We start from the raw sequence: 20,244 nt of genomic DNA, 5'->3' as shown, positions 1-20,244 counted from the left end.
TTCCGGCAAGAAACTGCCTAAACTTCTGGCGAAGTTCGGGTTTTTCACATGCAAAATCAGAAAATCGGCAACTTCTCTTGACCCTTATGGATTTTAAGCATGAGATAGCTTGCACTCACGCCAGGAGGGTGGCGGAGGCTGCACGCGCTTACGGAGCGCGCCTGTGCAGACGGGAACTAACGACAACCGAAAAGGTTCAAAAAATGGCAAGAGGAATTCTGACAGCTCTGGTTGGCGCTGCTGTCATGGGTATTGGCGCACATGCGGCATCGGCCGCGACCCTTGACGACGTGAAGGCCAAGGGCTTTGTCCAGTGCGGCGTGAACACCGGTCTCGCCGGCTTCTCCGCCCCCGACGCTTCCGGCAACTGGACTGGTTTCGACGTCGACTTCTGCAAGGCAGTCGCCGCCGCAATCTTCGCTGACGGCAGCAAGGTGAAGTACACGCCACTTTCTGCCAAGGAACGTTTCCCGGCGCTGCAGTCCGGTGAAGTCGACCTTCTCGCTCGCAACACGACCTGGTCCATCAACCGGGATACGGCGCTTGGCTTCAACTTCCGCCCCGTCAACTACTATGACGGCCAAGGCTTCATGGTTCGCAAGAGCCTCAACGTGAAGTCCGCGCTTGAACTGTCCGGCGCCGCCGTTTGCGTGCAGACCGGTACGACGACGGAACTGAACCTCGCCGACTACTTCAAGTCGAACAACCTGCAATACAATCCGGTCGTCTTCGAGAAACTCGAGGAAGTGAACGCTGCCTATGACGCCGGCCGTTGCGACGTCTACACGACCGACCAGTCGGGCCTTTATGCGCTGCGGCTTACCCTGGCGAAGCCGGACGATCACATGATCCTGCCGGAGATCATCTCCAAGGAACCCCTCGCTCCGGCCGTTCGTCAGGGCGACGACCAGTGGTTCGATATCGTAAGCTGGACGCATTATGCGATGGTCCAGGCCGAAGAGTTCGGCATCACCCAGGCGAACGTCGAAGAGATGAAGAAGTCGACCAACCCTGACGTGCAGCGCTTCCTCGGCGTCGAAGCCGACAGCAAGATCGGTACCGACCTTGGGCTGACCAATGAATGGGCGGTCAACATCATCAAGGCGGTCGGCAACTACGGCGAAGTCTTCGATCGCAACATCGGCGCCGGCAGCCCGCTGAAGATCGAGCGCGGCCTGAACGCCCTCTGGAACAAGGGCGGCATCCAGTACGCTCCGCCGATCCGCTGATCGTGACCTAACGGCCCCGCGCGTCTTACGAGGCGCGCAAAGGACGTTGTAACACTTTGAATTTCTGCATGTTTTTTTGCTCAAATCGGCTACGATTTTAGGAAACATGCAGGAGGAGCGGGGATGCCCCGCTCCTCCTTTCCAACAATAAAAAACGCCCGGAAAGGGCGGATCGGGGAAAGAGGCATTGTATGGCCATTGGCGTCACGAATGCGCCTGAAAAAAGCAAATCCTCAGGATCGATCATCAACGATCCCCAGGTGCGCGGAATATTCTTTCAGGCGATCACCATCATTATCCTCGCGATCCTCATCTATTGGATCGTCGACAACACGATTGAGAACCTTCGGCGCGCGAATGTCGCATCGGGTTATGGTTTCTTGAGAAGCCGAGCAGGCTTCGACGTCGGGCAATCGCTGATCGCCTTCACCAGTGATTCGACCTATGGCCGTGCACTCGTCGTCGGCTTCGTCAATACGCTGGTCGTCGCGATCACCGGCATCGTCACGGCCACGATCATCGGCTTCCTCGTCGGCATCGGGCGACTTTCGCACAACTGGATCATAGCCAAATTGTCGCTGGCCTATGTCGAGGTGTTCCGCAACATCCCTCCGTTGCTCGTCATTTTCTTCTGGTATAGCGGCGTTCTGGCGGTGTTGCCGCAGGCGCGCGAAGCGCTGGCCCTGCCCTTGAATGTTTTCGTGAGCAACCGCGGCGTCGCCTTCCCGAGGCCCATCTTCGGAGAAGGGGCCGAATATACGATTCTCGCGTTCCTTATTGCGGTCGCCGCGAGCTTTCTCGTCTCGCGGTATGCCAACCGGCGACAGGCGGCAACCGGCCAGCGCTTTCCGGTGTTGTGGACGGTGCTGGGATTGCTCATCGGCCTGCCGCTGATCACGTTCGTCGCCACCGGCGCACCGCTCAGCTTCGACGTGCCTATCGCCGGCAAGTTCAATCTGACGGGTGGTTCGGTCGTCGGGCCCGAGTTTATGTCGCTTTACCTCGCGCTTTCGTTCTACACGGCTGCCTTCATCGCGGAGATCGTTCGCGCAGGTATCCGCGGCGTTTCAAAGGGACAGACCGAAGCGGCCCACGCGCTTGGAATCCGCCCGCGGCTAACCACGCGACTGGTCGTCGTGCCGCAAGCGATGCGAATCATCATCCCACCGCTGACCAGCCAATATCTCAACCTCACCAAGAACTCGTCGCTGGCAATTGCCATCGGCTACGCCGACCTCGTCGCTGTCGGCGGTACCATCCTCAACCAGACCGGGCAGGCCATCGAAGTGGTCAGCATCTGGCTCATCGTCTATCTCACGCTCAGCCTCGCGACCTCGCTGTTCATGAACTGGTACAACGCCCACATGGCGCTGGTGGAGAGGTAAGATCATGACCACACACGAAGCAAGTTTCGTTCGCGCGTCGATGGTCGAGGCTTCACCTGCCCCGATATTGGAGAGCGGCATCGTCTTTTGGCTCCGGAAGAATCTCTTCGCCACGCCGAAGGACACGGCGCTTACCATCATCAGCCTGCTGGTGTTGGCATGGCTTGTGCCGCCTGCAATACAGTGGCTCTTCATCGACGCCGCCTGGACAGGCGGCGGTCGTGGCGTCTGCGCGACGGTCGCACAGGGCGGCTCACAGCCGGACGGTTGGAGCGGCGCCTGCTGGGCTTTCGTCAACGCGAAATTCAGCCAATTCCTCTTCGGGCGCTATCCGATGGACGAACGCTGGCGCCCCGCGCTCGTCGGCATCCTGTTCGTACTGTTCCTCGTGCCGATGTTGATGCCCAAGGTGCCATACAAGGGGTTGAACGCCGTTCTGCTCCTGGTTGCACTGCCGATCATCGCGACGATCCTGCTGCCAGGCGGCTGGTTCGGCCTCACCTATGTCGAAACCCCGCTGTGGGGCGGCCTCCTGGTCACCCTCGTCCTGTCGTTTGTCGGAATAGCAGTCTCGCTGCCGCTCGGCATTTTGCTGGCTCTCGGTCGTCGGTCGGACATGCCGGTGATAAAAATGCTCTGCACGGTCTTCATCGAGATCGTGCGCGGCATTCCCCTGATCACAGTTCTGTTCATGGCGAGCGTGATGCTGCCGCTTTTCCTGCCGCAGGGCGTCACCTTCGACAAGTTCCTGCGTGCCGTGATCGGCGTGTCGCTCTTCGCTTCCGCCTACATGGCGGAGGTCGTGCGCGGCGGATTGCAGGCCATTCCGAAAGGCCAGTACGAAGGCGCCGATTCGCTGGGCCTGAGCTTCTGGCAGAAGATGAACCTCATTATCCTGCCGCAGGCGCTGAAATTGGTGATCCCCGGGATCGTCAACACATTCATCGGCCTTTTCAAGGACACGTCCCTCGTCTCGATCATCGGCATGTTTGATTTGCTTGGTATCGTCCGCCTGAACTTTAGTGACACGAACTGGGCTTCCGCCGTAACACCGGTGAGCGGCCTGATTTTTGCGGGATTCGTATTCTGGCTTTTCTGCTTCGGCATGTCGCGCTATTCAGGCTTCATGGAACGCGTGCTCGACAGAAGCCAACGATAAAAAAGGGGAAACATATGGCAAGCACTGCCACTGCATCGAAGATGACCGTGTCCAGCACGGAAGTCGCGATCGAAATTACCAACATGAACAAGTGGTACGGTGATTTCCACGTGCTGCGCGACATCAATCTCAAGGTGATGCGCGGCGAGCGCATCGTCATTGCCGGCCCGTCGGGCTCCGGCAAATCGACGATGATTCGCTGCATCAATCGCCTCGAGGAGCACCAGAAGGGCAAGATCGTAGTTGATGGAATCGAGCTCACCAACGACCTGAAAAAGATCGATGAAGTGCGCCGCGAAGTCGGCATGGTCTTCCAGCACTTCAATCTTTTTCCGCATCTGACGATCCTTGAAAACTGCACGCTGGCGCCGATCTGGGTGCGCAAGATGCCGAAAAAGCAGGCGGAGGAAATCGCGATGCATTTCCTCAGACGCGTCAAGATTCCTGAGCAGGCCCACAAATATCCGGGCCAGCTTTCGGGCGGCCAGCAGCAGCGCGTCGCGATTGCTCGTTCGCTCTGCATGAATCCGAAGATCATGCTGTTCGACGAGCCGACTTCCGCGCTCGACCCGGAAATGATCAAGGAAGTGCTGGACACGATGGTCGGTCTCGCCGAGGAAGGCATGACGATGCTGTGCGTGACGCATGAAATGGGCTTCGCGCGTCAGGTCGCCAACCGCGTGATCTTCATGGACCAAGGCCAGATCGTCGAACAGAATTCGCCGGCCGAATTCTTCGACCATCCGCAGCACGAGCGCACGAAACTGTTCCTCAGCCAGATCCTGCACTGACGTCAACGATATAACCGAACGAAATCGGCCCGCCAGTTACTGGCGGGCCGATTTCTTTTCATCGTCACCAAAGCACCCTCGCGAGATGGCGTGAGGTCTGGGAAGGTGCGGCGGACGGGCAGGCCGCCGACGGCGGGAAACCTCTCGGCTGGCGCGTATGCGGCCTGATATATCACCTTACTTGCGACTATCTCGATTCTGTGTCAACCTCTGATATATCAGCACTAACGGGATGCTTATGCCAGTCCAGTCCCAGGCCCACCTCGCCTATCTCGCGCTCGAACGCCTCATCATCACGCTCAAGCTCGGGCCCGGATCGCTCGTTACCGAGCGCCAACTCATCGAACTCGCCGAGCATGGCCGCACGCCGGTTCGAGAAGCGATCCAGAAACTTGCCTGGCAGGGTCTCATCGACATTCGTGCTCGGGTGGGACTGCAGATCACGACCATCCGGCCGGAGGATCGCGCCCACGTGATGCAGACGCGCCAACGGCTGGAGCCGCTGGCGGCCGCCCTCGTGGCACAGAACGCGTCCCCCGAGATCCGGCAGGCGATCAACGGCTGCGAGCAGACGATGACGACGTGTTCGGATCGAGGCGACATGGAGGGTTTCCTCGTTGCCGACAAGACCTTCGACGAGATCATGGAGGACGCCTGTCCGAACCGCTTCCTGACGGCAGCGCTTGCGCCGTTGCAGACCCACGCGCGCCGCATATGGTTTGCGTCGGCGGCGCCGGAAAAAATGAGGGCATCGGTGGAGCGCCACGTCAGGGTGATGCGCGCGATTCAGGCGGGAGACGGCGAAGGCGCCGCCACTGCCATGTCCGGATTGATGGGTTATCTGGCGGAGGCTTGATGTCGTCGACGGCTCAAACCTTCGACAACGGGCCGCCGATCTTCAGTCGCCGCATATGCTGGCCGAAGACCTACTGCAATCAAAGTGCTACAGCGAACCTTTGCGCTTCCGATAAGACGCGCCGCCCGGCTGTGCGGCGCCGACTGAGTTGATCCATGCGAAAGCACCCGGTATCACGCGCTGACAGCAGCTTCAGATCGTCTCTGGAGCGCGTCGCTCCCACGGACGTGGCCACCCAAGGCACAAACGAAGAGAGGCGCATCTGGAGACGCGCCTCTCTGTTGATACGATATCTTAGCAGCCGCGACGTCAGCCGACGAATGCGCGCTCGATGACGAATTCGGCAGGCTTGTTGTTCGCGCCTTCAGTCAAGCCGGCAGCTTCCAGAATTTCCTTGGTGTCCTTCAGCATTGCCGTGGAACCGCAGATCATGCCGCGATCGATCGCCGGGTCAAGCGGCGGCAGGCCCAGATCCGCGAAGAACTTGCCGTTGGTCATCAGGTCGGTGATGCGGCCCTTGAACGGATAGCCTTCGCGCGTCACCGTCGCATAGTGGCGAAGCTTGTCGCCAACAATCTCGTTCAGGAACTCGTGGTTACGGATCTCGTCCATGAGGTCGAAGCCGTACTTCAGTTCCGCCACGTCACGGCAGGTATGCGTAAGAATGACTTCCTCGAACTTCTCGTAGGTTTCCGGGTCGCGGATGAGGCTCGCGAAGGGGGCAATGCCGGTACCGGTCGAGAACATGTAAAGCCTGCGGCCCGGCACCAGCGCATCGAGCACCAGTGTGCCGGTCGGCTTCTTGCGCATGAGAACCTGGTCGCCCGGCTTGATCTTCTGCAGATGCGACGTCAGCGGACCGTCCGGAACCTTGATCGAGAAAAACTCGAGCTCTTCGTCCCACGCGGGGCTCGCAATCGAATAGGCGCGATAGACGGGCTTGTCACCGACCATGAGGCCGATCATCGCGAATTCACCGGAGCGGAAACGAAACTCCTGGGGACGCGTCATACGGAAACGGAAGAGCCGGTCCGTATAGTGCGTGACACTCGTGACCGTCTCGACAAAGACACCTGCCGGTGCCTGGATCGCGAAATCTTCCGTTTTTGCCGGAGCATTCATCGTAGCTACAGTCCTGTAATGTGACCCTGTCTATCAAGTACGAGCGGATATTCCAAGGCGCACTCGATTGAAAGGAAATCCCTTCCAAATATAGTCGCTTTCGAGGATTTCGGCTTGCTTCACACTGTCGCGGCTGCGTATTTTTCAGGAGACGCGCCGCCAACTGTAGGATTTGGCGTCCGAAGACGGCCTAGCAGTCGGCTGATAGTGATTGGTGATGCCCGGCAAACGCCCTTCCGAGAGCCGCTTGATCGCCGTCGCATTCGTCACCGCGAAACTCCCGATACCACAACGCAGCATCAGCGGGATCTGGTCGATCAAGACATCTCCGACCGCACGGACCTCCCCTTGGAAGCCAAGCTGTGAACGAAGCAGCGACGCGTGACTGAAGGCGCGCCCGTCATTGAAAGCCGGAAACGCGACGGCGACGAGCGCGATCCGATCAACATAAGGCGCCAACCGCGTGACATCGTCCGCGGGCGCGATCAATACGCCCAGCTCACGGGCGTCGCCGGTGGACACCACATCGATGAAGGCGTCCAGGCCGAGTATCGCCTTTTCATTCGACCCGGCCTTGGTTTCTTCCGTCTCGACGATCCAGGGATCATCGCTCACAAAGCCGGTTTCTTTCCAGATTTTCGTCATGTTCTCGTCCCTGCCTCAAGCGGCTTCCTGAGCACTGCCACCATAGAGCGCATCCTTGAACGGCTGCGGTCCAACCCGGCGATAAGCCTCCAGAAAGGTCTCCGTCTTGTCCCGGCGCAGGCCAAGATAAGTATCGACGATCGTTTCTACCGCATCGGTGACTTTTTCCGGCTCGAAACCGCGGCCGATGATTTCCCCGATCGACGTGTTCTCGTCTCCGGAGCCGCCAAGCGTGATCTGGTAGAGTTCCTCGCCCTTCTTCTCGACGCCCAGGAGGCCGATATGGCCAACGTGATGGTGTCCGCAGGCATTGATGCAGCCGGAGATCTTGATCTTGAGCTCCCCGATCTCTGCCTGCCGCTCGGGCGAGCCGAAACGGTTCGAAATCTCCTGGGCGACCGGGATCGAACGCGCATTGGCGAGCGCGCAATAGTCGAGCCCCGGGCAGGCAATGATATCGGTGATCAGCCCGGCATTGGCCGTCGCGAGGCCTGCCGCAACCAGTGCACGGTAGACCGGCTCCAGGTCGGCGAGCGCCACATGCGGCAGTATCAGGTTCTGCTCGTGGCTGACGCGGATTTCGTCGAAGGCGTATTCCTCGGCAATGTCCGCGACCGCATCCATCTGCTCGTGGCTCGCATCGCCAGGAATGCCGCCGATCGGCTTCAGCGAAATGGTCACCATGCCGTAGTCCGGATGCTTGTGCGCCTGCACGTTTTGTTGAACCCAACGCGCAAACTCTGCGTCGGCCTTCTTCCAGCCGGCGAGCGTACCCCAGCCTTCCGCGCGGTTCGGCAAGGTTGCCGGCGCAAAATAGGCAGAAATCGCCTGGATGTCGGCATCCGGCAGCTTCAGCTCGGTGTCCTTGAGCTTGGCGAACTCGATCTCCACCTGGCGAGCAAGCTCTTCGGCACCGGTTTCATGCACCAGAATCTTGATGCGCGCCTTGTATTTGTTGTCGCGGCGGCCATAGAGGTTGTAAACGCGCATGATCGCCGTGGTGTAGGAGAGCAAGTCCTCTTCCGGCAGGAAGTCGCGGATCTTCTTGGCGATCATCGGGGTCCTGCCCTGCCCGCCGCCCACATAGACGGCAAAGCCCAACCTACCCTGCCCGTCCTTTTTCAGGTGCAAGCCGATATCATGCACCTGGATCGCCGCACGGTCGCGCTCGGCGCCGGTCACGGCGATCTTGAACTTGCGCGGCAGGAACGAGAATTCCGGGTGCACACTCGACCACTGACGGAGAATCTCTGCGTAGGGGCGCGGGTCGGCGACTTCGTCGGCCGCCGCGCCGGAGAAGTGATCCGCCGTCACGTTGCGAATGCAGTTGCCTGAGGTCTGCAGCGAGTGCATTTCAACACTTGCCAGTTCCTTGAGGATGTCCGGCGTATCCGAAAGACGCGGCCAGTTGTACTGGATGTTCTGGCGTGTGGTGAAATGACCATAACCGCGGTCATATTTGCGGGCGACATGGGCAAGCATCCGCATCTGCCGGCTCGACAGCGTGCCATAGGGAATGGCAACGCGGAGCATGTAGGCGTGTAGTTGCAGATAGACGCCATTCATCAGGCGCAGCGGCTTGAAGGCATCTTCGGCCAGTTCACCGGACAGCCGCCGCTGGACCTGATCGCGGAACTGCTCGACGCGTGCAGAAACGAAGGTGTGATCGAATTCGTCGTAACGGTACATAGGGTCTCAGGTCCTCAGGCAGCAACTTTCGGGCCGGAAAGCCCACGATATCCCGGAGCATAGGCGATCGACGGGCCTTCGGCGCGGATGCGCTCGCGCATGCGCAATGGGCGAAGTACGCCATCGACTTCCTCGACGTCGATAACGTTGACGTCTACGACTTTATTCTCGTCGAAGGAGCGCTTTCCAGTCCCTTCAAGCGCCGCGACGGCCTCGGCATGGCGGGCGACGAAGGCGTCCTGCAGCGACTCCACCCAATTGCCGGAGGCGTCGAGCCAGACGGATATGCCATCCCCCAATCGGTTTGCCGTCAAGACCTTGTCCACCATTCGCGTCATCCTCACTTCAAATCTGTTCAGCGCGTTGCGCGCCGGAGGTATCCCTGGCCTCAGTGCCGTGCCGTCTCCCGGCAGCAAGCGGTTCCGACCGGCCGAAATTCGCACCTGCAACCGCGTCGCCAATGATCACCATGACCGGACCGTCGAGTTCCGTGCGGGTCTCAAGGTCCGGAAGCTCGCGAAGAATCCCGTGCAGGAGCCGCCGTTCGGCGCGGCTGGCGTTCTCGACCACGGCGACGGTCGTCTCTTGGGGCAGGCCGGCCTTCATCAGCCGCCCGGCAACTGAAGCGGCGACGCTGCGGCCCATATAAACAGCAATCGTCGCACCCGAGACGGCAAGCCGCGCCCAGTCGGGCAGCACATCACCGGCAAGGTCATGGCCGGTGGTGAAGACCAGCGACGACGCAACACCACGCAGGGTCAACGGCAACTCGAAGTCTGCCGCTGCCGCAAATGCGGAGGTGATGCCGGGGACGATCTCATAGCTGATCCCGGCATCCCGCAAGGCAGCCATTTCCTCGCCGGCTCGACCGAAGATCAGCGGATCGCCGGATTTCAGGCGAACGACGCGTTTACCCTCGCCTGCAAGCTTCACCAGCAACTGATTGATTTCGTCCTGCGATTTGGTGTGGCAACCCTTGCGCTTGCCAACCGAAAGGCGCTCGGCATCGCGGCGCCCCATATCGACGATCGCCTGCGGCACGAGCGCATCGTAAACGATCGCATCGGCTTCCATCATCACCCGCTGCGCGCGAAGCGTCAGCAGGTCCTCCGCACCCGGACCGGCGCCAACCAGCCAGACGTGACCGGGAATACGATCCGCGCCATCGAGCAGCCGCGACGCCTCGCGGCGCGCCGAGGCGACATCGCCAAGCGCAACGTGGTCGGCAACCGGCCCCGAAAAGAACCGCCGCCAGAACATGCGGCGTGCAACACCGCGCGGCACAAGTCGCTCGACCGCATCACGATAGCTCGCGGCCAAAGACGCGACCATGCCGAGCGACGGGGAAAGCAATTGATCGATCTGGGCGCGGATCATCTGCGCCAGAACGGGTCCGGCCCCTTCGGTTCCGATCGCCACGGCGACTGGAGCCCTGTTGACGAGTGCCGGCGTCAGGAAATCGCAATAATCCGGCTGATCAACGGCATTTGCGGGGATCTTTCGGTCCCGCGCGGCCGCAACGATCGCCCGATCGGCCGATGCATCGCCAGTCGCAGCAAACACCAGGACGGCGTCCTCAACCTGATGCGCAGCGAAGGTTTCCCGGATGATCTCGAGGCGGTTGGTCGTGAGGAATGTCTCGAAGGCAGCCTCAGGCGCATCCGCGTAAACGGCGATACGCGCCGCGGTGTTCAACAGCAGCCGCACCTTGGCGAAGGCCTCGTCCCCATTGCCGAACACCGCCACGCGCTTTTGCGCGACGCTAAAGAATGTCGGAAAAAAGGACAGTTGCTGCGACATCACTGAGAGAACGACTCCTTCTACAGGCTGCGGCGAATATCCCCCATAGCCGGTAACAATTGAAGAAACAGAAATTTCAATGCTTTTCCGGCCACGTATTGTTTTGCTCGACAGTCAGCCATTTTGAGTAAATATCTCCGGTGACACACGGGCGCTGCGGGCTTGGCGGCCATTGCGCCGGAGGGCCTACCTCCTTTAAATGCCGGCGACATTCGTAGGAAGCACAGAAGATGAAAAAGTCGGAATTGGCGGAACGCCTCTTGACGGTAATCGAAAAAGATATCCTTCCGCTGACCGAAAAGGGTGTTGCTGCCGGCAATAAGGTGTTCGGCGCGGCAATCCTGCGTAAGTCCGATCTTTCGCTGGTGCTTGCCGAAACCAACAACGAGACGGAAAATCCGCTGTGGCACGGCGAGGTCCATACGCTCAAGTGTTTTTACGAGATGGCCGATAAGCCCGATACGCGGGAGCTGATCTTTCTCTCGACGCATGAGCCCTGCTCGATGTGTCTCTCCGCGATCACCTGGGCGGGGTTCGACAATTTCTACTATTTCTTCAGCCATGAGGATTCGCGCGACAGCTTCTCGATTCCGCACGACCTGAAAATCCTGAAGGAAGTCTTCCGGCTGGAGCCGGGCGGCTATGCACAGGAAAACGCCTTCTGGAAATCGGGCTCGATAGCGGCACTGACGCGCGACGCCGACCAACAGACAAAGGAAAGACTCGCCGCGCAGGACGCTCGTATCCGCGCGCGCTATCACCGCCTGTCTGAGCACTATCAGGCCGGCAAGGACCAGAACACCATACCGCTGAACTGAGCCATGGAACCTTCTCGCGACATTCAACGGCTGCTCGATATCATGGCGGCGCTCCGCCAGCCGGACACCGGCTGCCCCTGGGACATCGTCCAGACCTTCGAGACGATAAAACCCTACACGGTCGAAGAGGCCTACGAGGTTGCCGACGCGATCGAGCGCCATGACATGGACGATCTCTGCGACGAGCTCGGCGACCTTCTGCTCCAGGTGGTCTTTCACGCCCGCATGGCGGAAGAAGCCGGTGAGTTCTCCTTCGGCGATGTCGTCGAAGCCGTGACCCGCAAGATGATCCGTCGCCATCCGCACGTCTTCGCCCGCTCCGACGCCGATACGCCCGAGGCGGTCAAACTGCAATGGGACGAGATCAAGCGCGCGGAAAAGGCGGACCGGCGGCAACGCCGTATGCGGCGTGGTCTACCGCAGGATGCCGATGCCGGCCACCTCGGGTCCGTGCAACGCAGCTTCCCGGCCCTGGTCGAAGCGCTCAAGCTGCAGGAACGCGCGGCAAAGGTCGGCTTCGACTGGTCGAAGCCCGAGCCGATCCTTGACAAGATCGAGGAGGAGATCACCGAACTGCGGCAGGCGCTCAAGGACGGAGATCAGCGAAAGGTTGCCGACGAGCTCGGTGACCTGATCTTCGCCGTCGTCAATATCGGCCGCCACGTCGGCACCGACCCGGAAATGGCGCTCCGCGGCACCAACACCAAGTTCCGCCGTCGCTTCGGCCATATCGAACAGGAGTTGGAAGCAGGTGGAGAGACGCTTGACGCCGCTTCTCTGGAGCGCATGGAAGAGCTCTGGCAAGCAGCAAAGGCGATCGAGCGACAGCTGACGTAGCGGGATGCCGTCGCGTCAGTCGCGTTACCAATCCTCTTCGACCGGTTTCGGTCCGTTGCCGAGCCGCCGTTCAAGCTCTGCAGCCTCGCCCTCGGTCAGGCGCAGGTCAAGGCTGACCCTTCCGTCTTCAAGGTCCTCTCGGCCATCGACGATCGAGTGCTCGTAGACCCAGGGCAACAGCTGCAGCTGGTCGAGGCCAAGAACGACCGTGCACTCGGTCAACACGCCCGAAAGACGGCGGCCGATCTCGGCGAGCAGGTGATCGACGCCCTCGCCGGTCACAGCAGAAGCGGCGACCGTGTTCGGCGTGCTTGCCGCCTTCTTAACGAGCGCCTCGCGCACCTCAGGTTCGAGCTTGTCGATCTTGTTCCACACCTCGATGATCCGCTCGGCGCCTTCCTTCTCGTCAATGCCGAGATCGGCAAGGATGCGCAATACGTCGCTCGCCTGTGCCTGGTTGTCCGGATCGGAAAGGTCGCGCACGTGCAGGATCAGGTCCGCTTCGAGCACTTCCTCAAGCGTCGCGCGGAAGGCCGCAACGAGGTGGGTCGGCAGATCGGAGATGAAACCGACCGTATCGGACAGAATGACCATGCGCCCATGCGGCAACTTGAGACGCCTGAGCGTCGGATCAAGCGTCGCGAAAAGCATGTCCTCGGCCAGCACGCCCGCGCCGGTCATCCGGTTGAAGAGCGTCGACTTGCCCGCGTTCGTGTAGCCGACCAGCGCCACGATCGGGTGCGGCACCTTCTTGCGCTTCGAGCGGTGGAGCTGCCGGGTGCGCCGCACCTGCTCCAATTCGCGTTCCAGCCGAACGATCCTCTCCTGCAGCAGGCGACGGTCGGCCTCGATCTGCGTTTCACCGGGACCGCCCATGAAGCCCGCACCGCCGCGCTGGCGCTCGAGGTGGGTCCAGCTTCTGACCAGTCGGCCCTTCTGATAGTTGAGATGCGCGAGATCGACCTGAAGCGTGCCTTCCTTGGTGGAGGCGCGCCGCCCGAAGATTTCCAGGATGAGGCCCGTCCGGTCGATGACCTTGGCGTTCCATTCCTTCTCGAGGTTGCGCTGTTGCACCGGCGTCAGCGGGTGATCGACGATCACGAGCCCGGCATCTTTTTCGTCCAGGATATGGCCGATCTCCTCGATCTTGCCACTGCCAAGCAAGGTACCCGGCTTCGGCTGGGCGACCGAAACGATCGTTCCGTGCACGACGTCGAGATCGATGGCAAGCGCGAGGCCCATTGCCTCGTCCAGACGACTTTCATCGGAGCGCGTCACTGGCGCAGACAGAATCTCGGCCGCTGCCTTCCCCGTCTTCTTCAGAACCGGAACGACGACGACCGCGCGCATGTCATCGCGGAGCCGTTCGAGCTCCGGGATGATCGACGACGATTTTGAATCACGCTTGGTAATGTTCCTCACGTCCCGTCAGGATGCGGCTTCCTCATTCTCGAACATCTGCAAGGGCTGACCCGGCATGATCGTCGAGATGGCGTGCTTGTAGACGAGCTGAGAATGACCGTCGCGGCGTAGCAATACACAGAAATTGTCAAAAGATGTGACCACACCTGTCAGCTTGACACCGTTGATCAGGAAAATAGTCAATGAAATCTTTTGCTTGCGGACCGTATTGAGAAAGAGATCCTGCAAGTTTTGAGAACGTTCCGCCATCGCGCCGCTTCTTTCTTATTTGCCGGCCTTTAGACGCCGGTGCATTTTGTCACATTCTGCGTTTCGAAGCGTCACAGTGTCCGTCCCCGACGCCTCTCCAAGTTTGGTATCAAATCAATGTCTTTTCCGCAATGTCGAAAAAGGCTTCGCGAATATTCTGTGCTATGCTTCCTGGATGACCATTGCCGATCGTCTTTCCGTCGATGGCAACGACGGGAAAGCAGATGCTGGTCGCCGCTGTAACGAACACTTCGCGCGCCGTCAGCATCTCCTCCACCGAGAATGGCTTTTCCTCAACCTTCAGGCCAAGTGGCTTGGCTACGTCCATCAAGGTGGTCCGCGTTATACCTCGCAGGATACCGTGCTCCGCCGGGCGGGTGCGCAGGGTGCCGTCTCGATCGACGATCCAGACGTTCGTCGCCGCCCCCTCTTTGACGAGGCCGTCGGTATCGATGAAGATCGCTTCCTGAGCGCCGAGCTCCTTCGCCTTCTGGCGTGCAAGCACGTTCGGCAGCAGACCGACCGACTTGATGTCGACCCGATCCCAACGATTTTCCGGCACCGTTATCGCCGCGATCCCTTCGGCATTCTTCTTCGCGATGGCGGTGGCATCCGTCCGCTTGGCCGTGACGACGAGCGACGGCGGCGTCTCCTTCGTCGGGAAGACGTGGTCGCGGCGCGCCACGCCGCGGGTCACCTGCAGGTAGAAAAGCCCGTTGCGCACCCGGTTCCTGCGCAATACCTCGCGGATGACCTGAATCAACGCCGCGCGGCTCATCGGCCAGCCGATCCGCAGTTCCCTTAAGGATCGATCGAGACGGTCCAAATGCCGGTTGAGGTCCACGATAAAGCCGTGCCGAACCTCGCAAACTTCGTAGACACCGTCCGCGAACTGGTAGCCGCGGTCTTCGACGTGAACAGCGGCTTCGGAATGCGGCACGTAAGAGCCGTTGACATAAGCAATTCTCGGCATTGGGGCGAGACCTCAGAAATATTGGATGCTGACTCGGAAAAGTTGTTCGACGTGGCGCACCGCTTCGGCGGCTGCAAAAAGGACGACGCGATCCTTCGCCTTTATCCTCGTATTGCCGTCAGGGCGAATGAAAGCCTTGTCGCGGTAGAGTGCGCCAATGCGGATGCCCTCCGGCAATTCGAGCTCGCGCAGGGCCTTGCCCACCAGTGGCGACGTCTCGAGCGCCTCGGCCTCGATCACCTCTGCCCTGCCGCTCTGCACTGCATAGATCGATCGGATGCGGCCCTTCCTGACGTGCTGCAGGACACGGGAGATGGTCACGGCCCGCGGGTTGATATGCGCATCGACACCGGCCGTGCCCGCGAAATCCTGGTAGGCCGGTTCGTTGATCAGCACCAGCGTGGACTTCGCGCCCAGGCGCTTCGCCATCATGCTGCCGAGGATGTTGATCTGATCGTTATTCGTGAGCGCGACCACGAGATCGGCCTCCTGAACATCGGCCTGCATCAGGATCCGCTGGTCCATGGCCGAACCGTGCAGCACAACGGTGTTGTTGAGCTTGTCGGCCATCAATACGGCCCGATCGCGGTCGTTTTCGATCAGCTTGACCCGCATGCGGGGCTGCTGCTCCTCGATCGTGCGCGCGACGAAATAGCCGATATTGCCGCCCCCCATGATGATGATCCGCCGCGCCTCCTGCTCCTCATGTCCGAAGAGTCCCAGGGTGCGGCGCGTGTGATCCCTATCGCAGACGACATAGGCAAGATCGCCCGTCTGCAATTGATCGGAGGAGCGGGGGACGATGAGTTTTCCGTCTCGGAAGATGCCCGTAACGGTCGCCAGAAGGTCTGGAAAAAGCTCGCTCAACTGCTGCAATGGCGTGTCCACTACCGGGCAGTCTTCCATGCACTCGATCGCGACCATCGCAATGCGGTCCTCGGCGAAGCGGACGACGTCGGTCGCGCCCGGGAAGGAAATCCGTCGAAGAACAAGACGCCCCACTTCGATCTCCGGCGAAATTGTCACGTCGATCGGGACGTTCTCCCGCGAAAAGAGATCCGAATATTCCGGTGCGAGGTAGTTCTGCGCGCGAATGCGGGCGACCTTGGTCGGCACGTTGAAGATCGCATGCGCGACCTCACAGGCCACGATATTGACCTCGTCGAAAAGCGTCACCGCGATGATCATGTCGGCCTGATCGGCACCGGCTCTCGCCAAGACGTCCGGATGCGCACCGTGGCCGACATAGCCGCGCACATCCAGGGTTTCGGTGATATGGGCGATCAGTGCGGCGGATGTGTCAATCACCGAGACATCGTTGTCTTCCTGTGACAGGCGCTCGGCAATGCCGTAGCCTACCTGTCCGGCGCCGCATATGACCACTTTCATTGCCGTTCCTTCATCCCACGCGCTGTCGCGGCAAAGGCCGCCGCGCGCCGCTCCGGATCAGACGCCCAGCGACTTCAGCTTGCGATGAAGCGCCGAGCGTTCCATGCCGACGAACTCCGCCGTGCGCGAGATGTTTCCGCCGAATCGGTTGATCTGGGCGATCAGATAATCGCGCTCGAACATTTCACGGGCTTCGCGTAGCGGCAAGGTCATGATGTGCTGGTCGCCCTGCGCGGAAATCTTGGGCAGCGTGTCACCGACTTCGGTCGGCAGCATGTCGGCGGTGATCGGCGTATCCGGTCCGTCGCTGCGGGCGAGGATCATCAGGCGTTCGATGTTGTTGCGCAACTGGCGGATATTGCCGGGCCAATCATGCGCCTGCAGGACGGCAAGCGCGTCCTCGCCGATCTTGCGCGGGCGGATGCCGGCCTGCTCGCTCACCTGGCGCATGAACATATCCACAAGGAAAGGAATGTCCTCGCGCCGTTCGGCAAGCGCCGGGACACGTACTGGAATGACGGCCAGCCGGTGGAACAGATCCTCGCGGAACAGGCCCTCGGAAATCATGTTCTCAAGGTTGTACGCCGTCGAGGAAATGATGCGCACGTCCACCTTGACGCGTTTCGAACCGCCGACGCGCTCGAACTGCTGGTCGACCAACACGCGCAGGATCTTGTTTTGCGTTTCCCGCGGCATTTCGCCGATTTCGTCGAGATAGAGGATGCCGCCATGAGCCTCCTCCAACGCGCCCGTGCGGCGCGGTTGGCCGGGCGTGCCCTCCGTACCGAAGAGCGCGACTTCCATGCGATCCGGGGTGATCGCCGCGGCGTTGAGCGCGACGAACGGCCCGGAGGCACGCGTGGATTTACGGTGGATCATGCGCGCGACGAGTTCCTTGCCGGAACCCGAAGGACCCTGGATCATGATCCGGCTGTTGGTGGGAGCCACCTTTTCGATCGTCTGCCGCAACTGCGACACCGCGACAGAGGTTCCGATGAGCTCCACCGGGTCGCCGGACTTTTTCTTCAACTCCGAGACTTCGCGCTTCAGCTTGGAATTCTCCAGCGCCCGCTCGGCGATAAGAATCAGCCGGTCCGCCTTGAACGGTTTCTCGATGAAATCGTAAGCACCCCGCTTGATAGCGGAAACGGCCGTTTCGATGTTGCCGTGACCGGAAATCATCACCACCGGCAGATCGGGATGGCGGCCCTTGATCTCGTCAAGCAGCGCCAGTCCGTCGAGGCGGCTGCCCTGCATCCAGATGTCCAGGAAAACCAATCGCGGCACTCGATCGTTGATCGCCGCAAGCGCGCTGTCGCTGTCGAAAGCCGTCCGGGTCTCATGACCTTCGTCCGACAGGATGCCCGAGACGATCTCCCGGATATCCTCCTCATCGTCCACAACCAGAATATCAGCCGCCATTGGTATTACCCTTGTCCTTTACAGTATCTTCGCCCCCGGTTTCCCCGGCAGGCGGCAGGATCACGCGGATCATTGCCCCGACGCCACCGTCGAAATCGACCGGTGCGTCGTGCAGTTCCAGTTGTCCGCCATGGTCCTCGATGATCTTCTTGACGATTGCGAGACCGAGACCGGTGCCCTTTTCGCGCATCGTCATGTATGGCTCCAGAATTCTGTGCCGGTTCTCGGTCGGCAGCCCTTTGCCGTTATCGATAACGTCGACAACGAAACGGCCGGAAGCGCCGTCACGACGGCAGCGGACGGCGATGGTCGGCGCCCCCCGCGACGTTCCGGCAGGGACAGCCTCGATCGCCTCCACCGCATTCTTTACGATGTTGCCGAAAGCCTGGCCGAGCATGCGCCCGTCGAATTGGCCTTCGAGCGGCTCGTCGCCGAAATCGCGAACGAAGGTGATGTGATTGTTGCCCATCTCGCGCAGGAAAACCGCATCCTTGAGGATCGATCGCAGATCGGATTTTTCCTTCGTCGGCTTCGGCATCCGCGCAAAGGCAGAAAATTCGTCGACCATCCGGCCGATATCCTCGACCTGGCGCACGATCGTATCGGTGCACTGGTCGAAGACCGCCCTGTCTTGCTGGTCGATCTGCTTACCATAGCGACGCCTCAAGCGCTCGGCCGAAAGCTGGATCGGTGTCAGCGGATTCTTGATCTCATGCGCGATGCGGCGGGCCACGTCGGCCCATGCGGTCGACCGCTGCGCGATCACCAGGTCAGTGATGTCGTCGATGGTGATAACGTAGGATCCGTGCGACTCGTCGCCCTCCTCCCTCGTCACCTGCACGTTCAGCGTGCGCTCGGTTCCGCCGCGCATGATATTGATCTGCTTGCGGTAATCGTTGCGATAGCGGCTTTCCGCCTCGACCAGCACGGCATCGATTTCCGGCGCAACCTCGCTGAGGCTAGCGCCCAGCAGTCCCGGCGCGGCCTTCCGCAGAAACTCTTCCGACGAAGGATTGGCAATCGTGATTCGACGGTCCTTGCCGACGCCGATGACTGCCGTGGTGACGCCGGAAAGCACCGCCTCGATAAAGCGGCGGCGCTGGTCCACTTCGTCCTTCGCCACCAGGATCTGCTGCTGTTGCGTGCGGATCTCGCTGACCATCTTGTTGAAAGTTCGCGACAGATTGCCGACGTCGCCGTCGACCGCGCGCACAGGAACAACCACATCGAGATTGCCGGAAGCCACGCTGTCCGCGGCGCCGATCAGCTGCCGGATCGGCCGCACGATGCGATCGGCAACGGCAATTGCCGTCCAGATCGCCGCCAGCAGAACGATGAGGGCAAAACCGATATAGAGGACGCCGAAGGCGATCTGAAGCGAGGTGCGGCCCGCTTCCAGCGCCTTGTATTCGGCCGTGTTCTCCTCCATCAGCCGCATCGAACGCATCACTTCAGGATCGACGTTGCGCACCGTGTAGAGATAGGTTCCGGGTATATTGTCGAGCGGAATGACGGCGCCGACCAGGTTTGTCACACCGGGAGGGATCAGCGTCGGCTGGCCGGAAACAGTGCTTTTAAGGGCATCGGCCGGAATAGCCGGCAGCGGCCTTTCAGTCGAGATATTCGCCTGAAGGATGGCGCTGCCGTCGGCGCGCACCAGGAAGGCGCCAAGCATGCCGCGCCCCCTCGCCTGGCGCGTCATCAATTCGGTGAATCCTGTGCGATCGAGGCTGTAGAGTTGCCGGTTGCGCTCCAGGTCGTTGGCCATCGACACTGTCTGGCCTTGCAGGTAGCTGGCATTCTCAAGCACATAGGCCTGCGCAACGTTCAGCGACGAGCTGACGATCGCCTGTGTGCGCAGCGAGAACCAGCGATCAAGCCCGACATCGAGCGTGATGCTGGCAAAGATTGCGACCAGGATCGCTGGCGTTATCGCGACGATCGAAAATAGCGCGACGATGCGCACATGCAGCCGTGCTGCCGCTCTTCCCTTGCTGCGCGCTCTAAGCAGTCTGAGGATTTCGCGTGCGATCAGGTAGATCAGGCCTACGACGAAGACACCGTTGATGGCCGCGCAGGCAATGACGATGTTTCGCTCCGGCCGAATAGGAGTGAGGCCGAGGAGAACGAGCAGCGACAACGTGGCACAGATCAGCGCGCCGGTGGCGAGCATCAATCCGGGCAGCGCGAAGGACGCCCGCCGATCCTGGACAGTTGCGACCCTGTCCTCTGTGCCCAATGGCAGGGCCATTCCGTCCACCATGTAAAACGCTTCCCCCAAACCGGCGCCCGACGGCACCGGCAAACGCGAACTTCTCCGGGTCAAAGAAACTGACCGTAACGCCCCACCCCAAACAGCATCGGCGTACCTCGACCGGGCCGCCTCCAATGACGACGCAACGAATCGACGCTATCGGACGTTCAAGCAACGCATTGTGGCGAAAATGCAACGGTGTTG

General features: G+C 60.6%; 18 protein-coding genes. 7 read left to right on the top strand and 11 right to left on the bottom strand.

The genetic code is table 11. The features are described from left to right. The first annotated feature begins 203 nt into the window (after positions 1-203). From FKV68_RS07840 to FKV68_RS07820, 5 genes are all read left to right on the top strand, one after another. Positions 204-1,229 (top strand): amino acid ABC transporter substrate-binding protein, encoded by a 1,026-nt coding sequence (locus FKV68_RS07840; protein WP_180940947.1) that lies wholly within the window; start codon positions 204-206, stop codon positions 1,227-1,229. Positions 1,230-1,420: 191 nt separating this feature from the next. Further along, entirely contained in the window at positions 1,421-2,614 is a 1,194-nt protein-coding gene (locus tag FKV68_RS07835) for an amino acid ABC transporter permease (RefSeq protein ID WP_180940946.1), read from the top strand. 4 nt (positions 2,615-2,618) lie between these two features. After that, complete coding sequence (locus FKV68_RS07830; RefSeq protein ID WP_180940945.1) at positions 2,619-3,773, top strand: amino acid ABC transporter permease; 1,155 nt, start codon at positions 2,619-2,621, stop codon at positions 3,771-3,773. Positions 3,774-3,787: 14 nt separating this feature from the next. Continuing rightward, positions 3,788-4,564: an amino acid ABC transporter ATP-binding protein gene (locus FKV68_RS07825; RefSeq protein WP_180940944.1), complete on the top strand. Its 777-nt coding sequence runs from the start codon at positions 3,788-3,790 to the stop codon at positions 4,562-4,564. Between the two features lie 238 nt (positions 4,565-4,802). Further along, complete coding sequence (locus FKV68_RS07820) at positions 4,803-5,420, top strand: GntR family transcriptional regulator (protein ID WP_180940943.1); 618 nt, start codon at positions 4,803-4,805, stop codon at positions 5,418-5,420. A 309-nt stretch (positions 5,421-5,729) separates the two neighbouring features. Here FKV68_RS07820 and FKV68_RS07815 read toward each other — a convergent pair whose 3' ends face one another. The 5 genes from FKV68_RS07815 to cysG all read right to left on the bottom strand — a co-directional run bounded on the left by FKV68_RS07815 (position 5,730) and on the right by cysG (position 10,676). Further along, the gene (locus FKV68_RS07815) at positions 5,730-6,542 is read right to left on the bottom strand and encodes a ferredoxin--NADP reductase (protein WP_180940942.1); all 813 of its coding nucleotides are present in this window, start codon (positions 6,540-6,542) and stop codon (positions 5,730-5,732) included. A 144-nt stretch (positions 6,543-6,686) separates the two neighbouring features. After that, entirely contained in the window at positions 6,687-7,187 is a 501-nt protein-coding gene (locus FKV68_RS07810) for a DUF934 domain-containing protein (protein WP_180940941.1), read from the bottom strand. Between the two features lie 15 nt (positions 7,188-7,202). Continuing rightward, the gene (locus FKV68_RS07805) at positions 7,203-8,876 is read right to left on the bottom strand and encodes a nitrite/sulfite reductase (protein WP_180940940.1); all 1,674 of its coding nucleotides are present in this window, start codon (positions 8,874-8,876) and stop codon (positions 7,203-7,205) included. 14 nt (positions 8,877-8,890) lie between these two features. Next, positions 8,891-9,205 (bottom strand): DUF2849 domain-containing protein, encoded by a 315-nt coding sequence (locus FKV68_RS07800; RefSeq protein WP_180940939.1) that lies wholly within the window; start codon positions 9,203-9,205, stop codon positions 8,891-8,893. Positions 9,206-9,221: 16 nt separating this feature from the next. After that, complete coding sequence (gene cysG, locus FKV68_RS07795; protein WP_180940938.1) at positions 9,222-10,676, bottom strand: siroheme synthase CysG; 1,455 nt, start codon at positions 10,674-10,676, stop codon at positions 9,222-9,224. A 230-nt stretch (positions 10,677-10,906) separates the two neighbouring features. On the opposite strand from cysG, the gene FKV68_RS07790 reads away from it, so the two are divergent. Together FKV68_RS07790 and mazG are read left to right on the top strand one after the other, a co-directional pair. Continuing rightward, positions 10,907-11,494, top strand: coding sequence for a deaminase (locus FKV68_RS07790; protein WP_180940937.1), 588 nt, complete (start codon positions 10,907-10,909; stop codon positions 11,492-11,494). Positions 11,495-11,497: 3 nt separating this feature from the next. Further along, entirely contained in the window at positions 11,498-12,331 is an 834-nt protein-coding gene (gene mazG, locus FKV68_RS07785; RefSeq protein WP_180940936.1) for a nucleoside triphosphate pyrophosphohydrolase, read from the top strand. A 24-nt stretch (positions 12,332-12,355) separates the two neighbouring features. Here the strand turns inward: mazG and hflX are convergent, their stop codons facing one another. The 6 genes from hflX to FKV68_RS07755 form a co-directional block, all read right to left on the bottom strand. After that, on the bottom strand, positions 12,356-13,753 hold the full coding sequence (hflX, locus tag FKV68_RS07780) for a GTPase HflX (RefSeq protein ID WP_180940935.1): 1,398 nt from the start codon (positions 13,751-13,753) through the stop codon (positions 12,356-12,358). Positions 13,754-13,759: 6 nt separating this feature from the next. Beyond that, positions 13,760-14,002: an RNA chaperone Hfq gene (hfq, locus tag FKV68_RS07775; protein WP_003535434.1), complete on the bottom strand. Its 243-nt coding sequence runs from the start codon at positions 14,000-14,002 to the stop codon at positions 13,760-13,762. Positions 14,003-14,111: 109 nt separating this feature from the next. After that, a complete protein-coding gene (locus FKV68_RS07770) occupies positions 14,112-14,975 on the bottom strand; it encodes a D-amino-acid transaminase (protein WP_180940934.1) in 864 nt (287 codons plus the stop codon). 12 nt (positions 14,976-14,987) lie between these two features. Beyond that, on the bottom strand, positions 14,988-16,364 hold the full coding sequence (trkA, locus tag FKV68_RS07765; protein WP_180940933.1) for a Trk system potassium transporter TrkA: 1,377 nt from the start codon (positions 16,362-16,364) through the stop codon (positions 14,988-14,990). A gap of 57 nt (positions 16,365-16,421) precedes the next feature. Beyond that, positions 16,422-17,786: a two-component system response regulator NtrX gene (gene ntrX / locus FKV68_RS07760; RefSeq protein ID WP_180940932.1), complete on the bottom strand. Its 1,365-nt coding sequence runs from the start codon at positions 17,784-17,786 to the stop codon at positions 16,422-16,424. Continuing rightward, entirely contained in the window at positions 17,776-20,091 is a 2,316-nt protein-coding gene (locus FKV68_RS07755) for a sensor histidine kinase NtrY-like (protein ID WP_245181843.1), read from the bottom strand. Before FKV68_RS07755 ends, ntrX begins: the two co-directional genes overlap by 11 nt. Positions 20,092-20,244 lie beyond the last annotated feature (153 nt).

Origin of the sequence: Sinorhizobium mexicanum, from assembly GCF_013488225.1 — a bacterium.
Classification (GTDB): Bacteria; Pseudomonadota; Alphaproteobacteria; order Rhizobiales; family Rhizobiaceae; genus Sinorhizobium; species Sinorhizobium mexicanum.
The sequence above is the reverse complement of the archived record's forward strand: the minus strand, read 5'-3'. Positions and strand labels throughout refer to the sequence as shown.